The organism is Mycobacterium sp. NTMscope_Eco_3 (genome assembly GCF_976985685.1).
This window is the reverse complement of record NZ_CDRJYZ010000001.1, coordinates 1235450-1246481: the sequence shown is the minus strand read 5'-3', so window position 1 is coordinate 1246481 and position 11032 is coordinate 1235450. Positions and strand designations below refer to the sequence as shown.

Genomic DNA, 11032 nt, shown 5'->3' with positions numbered 1-11032 from the left:
CGACGGCGCCGCGGGACCGATCGTCGCAGCTCTAGGCGCCGGGGAACCAGAGCCCGATTTCTCGCTTGGCCGACTCGATCGAATCCGAGCCGTGCACCAGGTTGAACTGCGTCTCCAGCCCGAAGTCACCGCGGATCGTGCCCGGGATCGCCTTCTCGACCGGGTCGGTACCGCCCGCGAGCTGCCGAAACGCCGCGATCGCCCGCGGTCCCTCCACGATGGCCGCGACGACCGGCCCCGACGTGATGAATTCCAGCAACGGCTCGAAGAACGGCTTGCCCTCGTGTTCCGCGTAATGCTGGGCGGCGAGATCCTGGCTGACGTGCCGGAGTTCCAGCGCGGCGATCGTGAGGCCTTTTCGCTCGATCCGGCCGATGATCTCCCCCACCAGCTGTCGCTGGACGCCGTCCGGCTTGATCAGTACCAATGTCCGTTCGGTCACGGCGGACAGCGTACATAACCAGGTGCCGCCGCGGCGGGTCAGCGCTTGTCCCTGCCGGCGGGCTACCCCTGTCTGCGCCGGACCTCGGCCCGGAAGTAGGCGATCAAGCCCCACAGGCCGGTGAACAGCACGCCGATGAATCCCACCCCCGGATACACGGCGAAGCCCGCGAGCAGGATCACCTGCACGCCGAGGTTGGCCCAGATGGCCCAGGGTTTGCGCTGCAGCCCGGCCATCAGGATCAGCAGCACGGCCAGGCCGATCAGGTAGACCAGCGACGCCGTCGTCAGGCCTCCGCCCACCGCTCCCACCACCGGGATCGCCAGCAGCACCACGATCGCTTCCAGAAACAGCGTCAGGGCCATCACCGCGCCGAAGCTGCGCCACGGGTCGGCCGCCGGCGTCGGGGCCGGCCCCTCGGGGTTCTCGGGTGAGTCCGGTTGGGTCACTGCGGATCACGCCCGAACAGGGTGCGCGCCGCGCCGGCGGTGACGACCGAGCCGGTGATGACGATCCCGGTGCCGGAGAAGTCTTCGGCGTGCCCGTCCAGCGCGGCATCATCGACCAGTGCGGTCGCGACGTCGATGGCGTCACGCAGGTTCTCGGCGGTGCTCACCCGGTCGGGCCCGAACGTCTCGCGCGCCGCCAGGGCCAGCGATTCGACGTCGAGCGCCCGCGGCGACCCGTTGTGGGTCACGACGACGGCGTCGAACACCGGCTGCAGGGCGGCGAGGATGCCGCCGACATCCTTGTCGGCGAGCACGCTGAGCACTCCGACCAGATAGCGGAAGTCGAATTCGCCCGCCAACGTCTGCGCCAGCGCGGCCGCACCGGCCGGATTGTGCGCGGCGTCGATGAACACCGTGGGCGCGCTGCGCATCCGCTCCAGCCGGCCCGGGCTGGCAACGGCGGCGAAACCCGCGCGCACCGCCTCGACGTCGAGCTGACGCTGCGCGCCGGCGCCGAAGAAGGCCTCGACGGCGGCCAAAGCCAGCACGGCGTTGTGCGCCTGATGTTCTCCGTGCAGCGGCAGGTAGACGTCGGAATACACCCCGCCAAGGCCCTGCAGCTGCAGCACCTGCCCGCCGATGGCGACCTGGCGCCCCAGCACGGCGAACTCCGAATCTTCGCGGGCCACCGCGGCATCGGCTTGCACGGTTTGGGCCAACAACACCTCCATCGCCTCGGGCGCCTGGCGCGCGATGACCGCGACGGTGTCGGGCGCGCCCTCGGGCGCGCGGGTGATGATGCCGGCCTTCTCTCCGGCGATGCCGGCGAGGTCGTCGCCCAGGTAGTCGACGTGGTCGATGGCGATCGGGGTGATGACCGCGACCGGCGCGTTGATCACGTTGGTGGCATCCCAGCGTCCGCCCATCCCCACCTCGACTACGGCGACGTCGACGGGGGCGTCGGCGAACGCGGCGAAGGCCATCGCGGTCAGCACCTCGAACTTGCTCATGGCGGGCCCGCCGGCGGCCTGCGATTGCGCGTCGACCATCTGCACGAACGGCTCGATCTCGCGGTAGGTCGCCACGTACTGCGCCGGGCTGATCGGCTTGGCATCGATCGAAATGCGCTCGACCGCCGATTGCAGATGGGGGCTGGTGGTCCGCCCGGTGCGCCGATGTAGCGCCGTGATCAGCGCGTCGATCATGCGGGCCACTGAGGTCTTGCCGTTGGTGCCCGCGACGTGGATCGACGGGTAGGCCCGCTGCGGTGAGCCCAACAGGTCCATCAGCGCGCTGATCCGGGTCAGGCTCGGCTCGATCTTGGTCTCGGGCCAGCGCTGGTCCAGCAGGTGCTCGACCTGCAACAAGGAAGCGATCTCGTCCGGGGTCGGGACCGGCGCGGGAACCACGTCGGGAAGTTCGGGGTCCTCAGCCCACTCGGGCGGCTCCGTCATGCCAGCCCGGCTAGCCGCGCGTTGATCCGCTCGGTTTCCTCCTGGGCCAGACGCTGACGGTCCCGGATCTTGTCGACGACGTTTTGCGGGGCCTTGCCCAGGAAGTCCTCGTTGGCCAATTTGGCGGTGGTCGACGCCAGCTCCTTGTGCGCCGCGGCCAGATCCTTTTCCAGCCGGCGACGCTCGGCCGCGACGTCGATGGTGCCCGAGGTGTCCAGTTCGACGACGACGGTGCCGCCGCTGAGCCTGACTTCCACGGACGCCGACGGGCGAAATTCCGGCCCCGCGGCCGTCAGCCAGGCCAGGGACGTCACCGGGCTCACCTGGGTGGCCAGATCGGATTCGTCGACCCCGGCCATGCGGGCGGGCACCTTCTGGCGGTCCGCCAGCCCCTGATCGCTGCGGAACCGGCGAACCTCGGTCACCAGCTTCTGCATGTCGGTAACCCGTTGTGCGGCAACCGGATCCAGGCTCATCCCGGACGGTTGCGGCCAGTCGGCGATCACCAGCGACTCGTTATCGGTCAAGGCCTGCCAGAGGGCCTCGGTGATGAAGGGGATCACCGGGTGCAGCAGCCGCAGCAGGGTGTCCAGCGTCGCCGCCAGCACGGCCGTGGTGTGCGCGACCCCCTCGGCCAGTTGTGTCTTGGCCAATTCGACGTACCAGTCGCAGAATTCGTCCCAGGCGAAGTGGTACAGCGCCTCGCACGCACGGCTGAACTCGTAGTTGTCGAATGCCGCATCGACTTCAGCGCGAACCTCTTCCAGCCGCCCGAGGATCCACCGGTCGGCATCGGTGAGCTCGGCCGGCGGGGGCACGGGCGCCAGCTGCGCCCCGTTGAGCAGCGCGTAACGCGTGGCGTTGAACAGCTTGGTGCAGAAGTTGCGCGACGCCCGGACGTGGTCCTCACCGATCGCCAGGTCACCGCCGGGGCTGGCGCCGCGCGCCAGCGTGAACCGCAGGGCGTCGGCGCCGAAGATCTCGACCCAGTCCAGCGGGTCGATGACGTTGCCCTTGGACTTGCTCATCTTGCGGCCGGACTCGTCGCGGATCAGCCCGTGCAGGAAGACATCGGTGAAGGGCACCTGCGGGCCGCGGCGCCCGTCCAGGGTGATGGCGTCGTCGTCGCCGACGAAGGTGCCGAACATCATCATCCTGGCCACCCAGAAGAACAGGATGTCGTAGCCGGTGACCAGAACGCTTGTCGGGTAGAACTTTTCGAGCTCGGGGGTTTTCTCCGGCCAGCCCAGGGTGGAAAACGGCCACAGCGCCGAGGAGAACCACGTGTCCAGCACGTCGGGGTCCTGTTCCCAGCCCTCCGGCGGCGTCTCGTCGGGACCCACGCACACCTGTTCCCCGGTGGGCCCGTACCAGATCGGGATGCGGTGGCCCCACCACAGCTGCCGCGAGATCGTCCAATCGCGCATGTCGTCGACCCAGGCGAACCACCGCGGCTCCAGGCTGGCCGGGTGAATCACGGTGTCGCCGTTGCGCACCGCGTCGCCGGCCGCCTTGGCCAGGGACTCGACGCGGACAAACCACTGCAGCGACAGCCGCGGCTCGATCGGTTCGCCGCTGCGCTCGGAGTGCCCGACGCTGTGTAGGTAGGGTCGCTTCTCCTCGACGATGCGGCCTTCGGCGGCCAGGGCCTCGCGCACCGCGACGCGGGCCTCGAAGCGGTCCATCCCGTCGAATTGCGTTCCGGTGTCGACGATTCGGCCCTTGGTGTCCAGGATCGAGATCATCGGCAACCCGTGCCGCAGCCCGATCTCGAAGTCGTTGGGGTCATGAGCGGGCGTGACTTTGACTGCGCCGGTACCGAATTCGGGGTCCACGTGCTCGTCGGCGACCACCGCGAGCTGACGGTCCACGAACGGGTGCGGCAGGCTGGTGCCGACCAGGTGGCGGTAGCGGTCGTCGTCGGGATGCACCGCGATGGCGGTGTCGCCGAGCATCGTCTCGACCCGGGTGGTCGCGACCACGATGTGCGGCTGCGAGTCGTCGAGCGAGCCGTAGCGGAAGGACACCAGCTCGCCCTCGACATCGAGGTAGTCGACCTCGATGTCCGATATCGCGGTCTGGAGCACCGGCGACCAGTTGACCAGCCGCTCGGCCCGATAGATCAGCCCGGCGTCGTAGAGCCGCTTGAAGATGGTGCGGACCGCCCGTGACAGGCCCTCGTCCATGGTGAACCGGTCGCGGCTCCAGTCGACCCCGTCGCCGAGCCGGCGCATCTGGCCGCCGATGGCGCCGCCGGACTCGCGCTTCCAGTCCCAGACCTTGTCGACGAACAGCTCCCGGCCGAAGTCCTCCTTGGTCTTGCCGTCGACCGCGAGCTGCTTTTCCACCACGCTCTGCGTGGCGATTCCGGCGTGGTCCATGCCCGGCTGCCACAACACCTCGTACCCCTGCATCCGCTTGCGGCGGGTCAGGGCGTCCATCATGGTGTGTTCCAGCGCATGGCCCATGTGCAGGCTGCCGGTCACGTTCGGCGGCGGCAGCACGATCGAGTAGCCGGGCTTGGCGCTGGCCGGGTCCGCGGCGAAGTATCCGGCGTCGATCCACTTCTGGTAGATCGCGCTCTCGGCCGCAGCCGGATCCCACGACTTGGGCAGGTCGGTGGCGGGGCTGCGGCTGGCGGTCACCCGTCAATTCTAGGGAGCGCGGTTTACCCTCGTGTAAGTGCCCGAACCCGCAGCTCACAGGGATCCGGGGCGCTGACGCCGTTCCCGGCGATCAGGGAATCGTGAGCACCTGACCGGGCTGGATCAGGTCAGGGTTCGGGATTCCGCTCGCATCGGCGATCGCCTGGTACTTACTGCCGTCGCCGTAGAAGCGCTCCGCGATCGCCCACAGGCTGTCACCGGATTCGACGGTGTACGTCCGAACGGCCGGCTCTGGCTCTGGCTCGGGAGGCGCTTGCGCGGCGGGCTCCTCGACCGGCGCGGCGGGCTCCTCTGCGGCGGCCTGCGTAGCCGCCTCGGGCGCCGGCGGCGGCGGCGCGTCCGTCTCGGTCTTGGTCGACCAGGCCGCCTCATTTCCGGCGTAGAGCACCAGGTTGCGGTCGTCCTGCAGCACGAGCTTGACGTCCTTTTTGCCGGCTGTGTTGCTGTGCCACACGGGTTTGTCGGCCGTGTAGACGACGAAATTGCCGTCGGGTTGCACTTCGGCGCGCACCACATTCTGACCGTCGGTACCGGCGGACCAGATCGCTTGGCCGCGGGACGCCAGCACCAGGTTGCCGTCGTCCTGCAAGGTCAGCGTGTAGGCGCCGTTGTTCGAGGTGAGCGATTCGCCCCGCACCAGCTTTTGTCCTTGGGTCAGCGTGTCCGCCATGGCATTTCCCTCTCGTCTACCGCCCGGCCGATTGGTCGGACGTTATTTCCTATGTCCGATGAGGACGAACCTACTCATCTTGGATTGCCTTGGGCAGCCCTGGATTCGACGCGATCGAAACCCTAGGGGAACTACCAGAGAACAATGCGGTTCGGCGCTGGACTACTTCTTGCCCCCGAGTAGGCCGCCGAGGATGTCGCCGATTGCACCTCCCTTGCCGCCCAACACATTTCCGACGATGCCGCCAAGGGACTTGTTGCCGGAGCCACCGAGGATGCTGCCCAGAACCTCGCCGAGACCGCCACCGCCGGCTGCCTCCGTTCTCTGCGACGCGCCGGCCCCGCTGCCGGAACCGAGCTGTTTTCCGATGTACGCCAACACAATTGGCAGAACCATCGGCAGCAGTTGCTTGAGCAGGTCAGGGTTACCTGCACCGCGATCGGCCAGGGCCGATGCGACCTGGTCGGCGTCGATGCCGCCGAACAGGGCCGCGACGGCCTGGTGCCCGTCGCTCTCGCCCGGGGCGCCACCAACGTCGAGTAGGCCCCGCGCGGCATGGCTGGTTGCCATGGACTCGATCGTGCTGGCGTGTGCGGGATCTTGCGAATTCTGGTGCAGGCCGCCGAGCAGCTCCGGCACCAGCGTGTGAACGGCGTTTTGCACGTCGGCTTCGTCGGCGCCGAGCTTGTTTGCGATTTCAGACGTGGGAATCTGGCTGTACAGATCATCGAGACCGGCCATCGGTGCGTCCACCTTCGTTCCTGATATCGGAGCCAAGTCAATTACGACACTAGACGCATGCGGCTTCGGCCAACACCCTTCGGGCAGGAACGATTTGGTGTTCAGTAACTGGTAACCTGCCGGAACTGCGCCGATCCGGATCGATGCCCCGTCAGTTCAGCCGTTGGGTCTGCAGCGACACACCCGCCGCGGGGAAGCGGTCCAGCAGCGCGTCGCCCATCGCGGCCGCGGGCGTGAGGACGCCGTGTAGGTCCGGGAGCTTGTCACGGTCGAATGCCAGCGCCAGGCCGCACTCCCCCAACAACACCGAAGTCGCCTTGTAGCCCGGGTCGCCGCGCTGCTCCATGCGCGCCACGTAGCGGGCGCCGGTGCTCGTGGTGGTGTAGGTCTCGATGCGGTAGTAGCCGCGTTCCCGCGCGGCCGGACTGGGGCCGGTTCCGGGTTTGGGCACGATGCGCTCCACCAGCCGGCGCGGCAGCAGCCGGAAGAAACGGCTGCCCAGGCCGAACGTCGCGGCGGCGGCCCCGCCCACAACAGCGGAGGCCACCGGCGCGATCGGCGACGACCCCAGGCTCATGCTTTCGCTGTAGCGCAACCCGCGTCCGTAGGCCCAGTCCAGCAGGGCGTTGCTGCGCCGCACGATCCGGGTGTTGTAGGGCGCCATGACGAAGCCCGCGGTCCACACGCCGCTCAGTTCCGGCGCGATCCGGCCACCGCGACGCCACGGCAGATCGGGCTGCGGGCCGATGTCGGGTTCGGCGCCGCGGTCGCTGCTGAGCGTGTACGGGTCGGCGAGTTGGCGGCGGGCCTCGGGATCGCGGGAGGCGGTGTCCAGCACCTCCAACATCGACGCGACGGTGCCGCCGGACACCCCGCCGGAGAAGGACCGGACCACGAGGTCGGTGTCGACGAGTTCGCCGGCGCCGTCGTCGCGCGCGGCGCGGTACAGCGCATACACGCTGAGGTCCGAAGGAACGGAGTCGAATCCGCACGCATGCACGATGCGGGCGCCGGTATCCGCGGCCTGCTTGTGGAATTGGTCGATGCTGTCGCGGACGAACATCGCCTCGCCGGTCAGGTCGGCGTAGTCGGTGCCCGCCGCGGCGCAGGCGGCCACCAGCGGCAACCCGTAGCGCGTGTAGGGGCCGACCGTGGTGATGACGACCTGCGCGCGCGCCGCCATCTCGTTCAGCGTCGACGGCGCCGAGGCATCCGCGTTCAGAACGGGCCACGACCGCGCGGTTTCGCCCAGCGTGTCGCGTATGGCACGCAGCCGGCCGGGCGACCGGCCGGCCAGCGCGATCCGTTTGTCCGGCGCCGAGCGGGCCAGGTATTTGGCGGTGAGCTTCCCGACGAAGCCGGTCGCCCCGTACAGCACAATGTCGAATTCGCGCGGCGTTGCGGTCACGGGCCCGACGCTACCCGACGACGGGGGTGGCGACCGCTGGAGACAAGGAGTGCCGGGCACGGGGCCCGGCACTCCTTATATGTATGTCAGCGAAGCCGTCGATCAGCCGCGGCGTCCGCACACCGGCCACGCGCCGATGCCCTGCGAGTGCAGCACATTCTCGGCGACGCGGATCTGCTCCTCGCGGCTCGCGCCGGACGGGGAACCACTGCCGCCGTTGGAGCGCCAGGTGCTCGGCGTGAACTGCAGGCCACCGGAGAAACCGTTACCGGTGCTGATGCCCCAGTTACCGCCCGACTCGCACTGCGCGATGGCGTCCCAGTTGACGCTGTACGCCCGGTGGGCGGGCGGCGGCGGGACGTCGGGGCCAGGAGGCGGCGGGACGTTCGGGTCGAAACCGACGGGCGCCGGAGCGTCCGGGGCCGGAGGCGCATCGGGCGCCGGAGCGTCCGGGGCCGGAGGCGCATCGGGGGCCGGAGCGTCCGGGGCCGGAGGTGCATCGGGCGCCGGAGCGTCCGGGGCCGCTGCCGGCAGGTTCGGGTCGAAAGCCACCGCTTCGTCGGCGTGGGCGGTGGCCGACGGGATGGACACAAGTGTGCCCGTGACCGCGGCAAGAATGAGCGTCTTGCGGACGTTCTTCAATATCTTTCCTTTCGCTGCGCGCGCGCCAAAACAAGCCCACGCAGGTGGGCTGAAGGTCGTTGGCTGAATGCCTGTTTTGGAACGTGCCGTCTGGGTCAGGCACGACAGCGGCGGGCCAGGTCTGCCCGGCGGGTTGTCACCCACCGTCCACGGTCGGGCTTTCGCCGTCCGTGGCGCCGCTCACACGCGGGTCCGTGGATTCAATTTTGTTGATTACTTTCCGTAACCCGTTGCGGGCTAACAGGGACCGTAGAGAACGCCGAGGCGTTCGTCATCTTCGGAAATCGCATATCTCGTTTGGGTAACGACCCGATCACGCCGCGATAGCAAGGCCATTAATGCAGGTCACAGGCGAGTTTTCGGACCGGGAACCGCAACGGCATCCGCAAACAAATGGTGAGCCTAATCACGCGTAATTTGTGAGCTGGCGCACGTTCATTCGCGGCGCTGCCGCCGATTAGAAGCAGTCACAACGGATTTCTGCCGTCTTGTCGGCGGGCCGCGCAGCGTACCGCATGCCCGCCCCATTCCTCACATCCCCACGCGGGATAGGCAGGAAAAAGGCGACCTCTGCCGAATTGACTTGCCCCACATAGCTATTCGTCAACCGCATCGCAGCGAAGCACGGCATTCGACGCGGATGGCGCGTATTGTGCTTTCCAACAATGACTTTCGCTAAACACTCACGGCGACAAGGCTTTTCAGGAACGGACGGCTACTTCGTCACACGCCGCGATTTCCTCGTGCACTCCGCAAAGGCCTCAAATGCCCGCTGACCCAAAGGATCACGACGCCCGGAGCGGTTGGCGTCAGGCTTGGAGCTGCGCCAGAGCGCGCAGGTCGCTCTCCGAGTTGACGTTGGCCAAGAAACGCGATTCCGGCAGCACGATCTGTTGGGCATCGGAGGCATCGATCAAGGCACGCATCGAGCGGGCGCCGCCGGCGACCAGGCCGTCAATCCGCTCGGCCAAATCGGTGCGGTACACCGCGGCGAGGTAGTGGCTGCGACCGTCCCACGGCAGCACGATTTCGGCGTTGGTCTCGGTGGCCAGCCCCATCAGGTCGTCGATCAAACCCGCTGACAGAAGCGGCATGTCGACGGCGCAGACGAAGGCGAACCGGGCGCCGGTTTCCGCCGCGGCGCGCAGGCCGCCTCCGGTCGCCGGCAGTGGCCCCTGACCGCGCACCTCGTCGCGAAGCACGCGCGCCTGCACCTCGGGCAGCGGTTGCCCCGGCGCGGCCATCACGAAGACCGGGTCGCAGCGCTGGGAGACGACCCCGACCACGTGCTCGAGCAGCGTGGGGGCCCCGCCGGGACCCGGCAAGGTCGCCTTGTCGCGGCCCATCCGCCGCGATTCGCCACCGGCCAGCACTATTCCGGCCAGGGACACTGTGGTGTCGGGTACCTGCTCGGCCACGTCAGTCGACGGTCCAGGTGTCGCGGCCGCGCAGCAGCGATTGCAGCGCCGCGGAGTCGAACGGCTTCGCCGACTGGGCCGCCTGAATCTGCGAGCGTGCCGCGTCGTCGTAGGTGGGCCTGTTGATGTTGCGGAAGATGCCCAGCACCGTGTGCTCGAGGTTCTGATCCGACAGCCGTGACAGGGCGAAGGCGTAGGCCGAGTTGTCGCTGTGGGCGTCGTGCACCACGATTTCGTCGACGGAGACGTCGGCGGTCTTGGCCACCTCCAGGCCGAACCCGGACTTCACGACGCAGTATTCGCCGTTGGCGCCGAACACAATTGGTTCGCCGTGGCGGACGTTGATGACCCGCTCCTCGGCGCCTTCCTTGCGCAGCGCGTCGAACGAGCCGTCGTTGAAGATCGGGCAGTCCTGCAGGATTTCGACGACGGCGGCGCCCCGGTGCCCGGCGGCCGCGCGCAGCACCTCGGTCAGTCCGTTGCGGTCGGAGTCCAGAGCGCGGCCGACGAAGGTCGCCTCGGCGCCCAGGGCCAACGACACCGGGTTGAACGGGTGGTCCAGCGACCCCATCGGAGTCGACTTCGTGACCTTGCCGACCTCCGAGGTGGGCGAGTACTGGCCCTTGGTCAGCCCGTAGATCCGGTTGTTGAACAGCAGGATGGTGATGTTGACGTTGCGGCGCAGCGCGTGGATCAGGTGATTGCCGCCGATCGACAGGGCGTCGCCGTCACCGGTGACCACCCACACCGACAGGTCCTCGCGGGCCAGCGCCAGGCCGGTGGCGATGGCGGGGGCGCGCCCGTGGATCGAGTGAAATCCGTAGGTCTCGAGGTAATACGGGAAGCGGCTCGAGCAGCCGATGCCGCTGATGAACACGATGTTCTCGCGGCGCAACCCGAGGTCCGGCAGGAAGTTCCGGATGGTGTTGAGGATGACGTAGTCCCCGCAGCCCGGGCACCAACGCACCTCCTGGTCGCTGGTGAAGTCCTTGGACTTCTGGGGCTGGTCCTCAGCGGACAGCGTGGGGACCCCGTCGTTCTTGGTCAACTTCGGGGTCACACCGAGGTCTTTGCCCGCCAAATTGCCGATCAGGTCAGTCACGAGCGCCGCTCCTCCTCATCGCTTCGCTCTGCATTGACGC

General features: G+C 68.2%; 10 protein-coding genes. All 10 read right to left on the bottom strand.

Features of this window, described 5'->3' with window-relative positions; all coding sequences use genetic code 11:
• Positions 1–31: 31 nt before the first annotated feature.
• Positions 32–442 (bottom strand): nucleoside-diphosphate kinase, encoded by a 411-nt coding sequence (gene ndk, locus AC0KTM_RS05905; protein ID WP_225327102.1) that lies wholly within the window; start codon positions 440–442, stop codon positions 32–34.
• A gap of 62 nt (positions 443–504) precedes the next feature.
• On the bottom strand, positions 505–807 hold the full coding sequence (locus tag AC0KTM_RS05900; protein ID WP_225327171.1) for a DUF4233 domain-containing protein: 303 nt from the start codon (positions 805–807) through the stop codon (positions 505–507).
• Between the two features lie 80 nt (positions 808–887).
• On the bottom strand, positions 888–2345 hold the full coding sequence (gene folC, locus AC0KTM_RS05895; RefSeq protein WP_472415164.1) for a bifunctional tetrahydrofolate synthase/dihydrofolate synthase: 1458 nt from the start codon (positions 2343–2345) through the stop codon (positions 888–890).
• Positions 2342–4990, bottom strand: a complete 2649-nt coding sequence (locus tag AC0KTM_RS05890) for a valine--tRNA ligase (RefSeq protein WP_238957523.1) — start codon at positions 4988–4990, stop codon at positions 2342–2344. Before AC0KTM_RS05890 ends, folC begins: the two co-directional genes overlap by 4 nt.
• Before the next feature lie 91 nt (positions 4991–5081).
• Positions 5082–5681: a LysM peptidoglycan-binding domain-containing protein gene (locus AC0KTM_RS05885; protein WP_238957522.1), complete on the bottom strand. Its 600-nt coding sequence runs from the start codon at positions 5679–5681 to the stop codon at positions 5082–5084.
• A gap of 162 nt (positions 5682–5843) precedes the next feature.
• Positions 5844–6422, bottom strand: coding sequence for a DUF937 domain-containing protein (locus tag AC0KTM_RS05880; protein ID WP_238957521.1), 579 nt, complete (start codon positions 6420–6422; stop codon positions 5844–5846).
• Positions 6423–6573: 151 nt separating this feature from the next.
• A complete protein-coding gene (locus AC0KTM_RS05875; RefSeq protein ID WP_238957520.1) occupies positions 6574–7830 on the bottom strand; it encodes a saccharopine dehydrogenase family protein in 1257 nt (418 codons plus the stop codon).
• A 102-nt stretch (positions 7831–7932) separates the two neighbouring features.
• Positions 7933–8472, bottom strand: coding sequence for a transglycosylase family protein (locus tag AC0KTM_RS05870; protein ID WP_238957519.1), 540 nt, complete (start codon positions 8470–8472; stop codon positions 7933–7935).
• Between the two features lie 809 nt (positions 8473–9281).
• Positions 9282–9890, bottom strand: coding sequence for a molybdenum cofactor guanylyltransferase (gene mobA / locus AC0KTM_RS05865; protein WP_238957518.1), 609 nt, complete (start codon positions 9888–9890; stop codon positions 9282–9284).
• Position 9891: 1 nt separating this feature from the next.
• Positions 9892–10992 carry a 2-oxoacid:ferredoxin oxidoreductase subunit beta gene (locus AC0KTM_RS05860; RefSeq protein ID WP_014379675.1) on the bottom strand — a complete coding sequence of 367 codons (1101 nt, stop codon included), beginning with the start codon at positions 10990–10992 and terminating at the stop codon, positions 9892–9894.
• Positions 10993–11032: the final 40 nt, after the last annotated feature.

Excerpts from the sequence above, each read along its gene's own strand:
- AC0KTM_RS05900 (WP_225327171.1), bottom strand. The coding sequence starts at position 807 with ATGGCCCTGACGCTGTTTCTGGAAGCGATCGTGGTGCTGCTGGCGATC.
- AC0KTM_RS05885 (WP_238957522.1), bottom strand. The coding sequence starts at position 5,681 with ATGGCGGACACGCTGACCCAAGGACAAAAGCTGGTGCGGGGCGAATCG.
- AC0KTM_RS05880 (WP_238957521.1), bottom strand. The coding sequence starts at position 6,422 with ATGGCCGGTCTCGATGATCTGTACAGCCAGATTCCCACGTCTGAAATC.
- folC (WP_472415164.1), bottom strand. The coding sequence starts at position 2,345 with ATGACGGAGCCGCCCGAGTGGGCTGAGGACCCCGAACTTCCCGACGTG.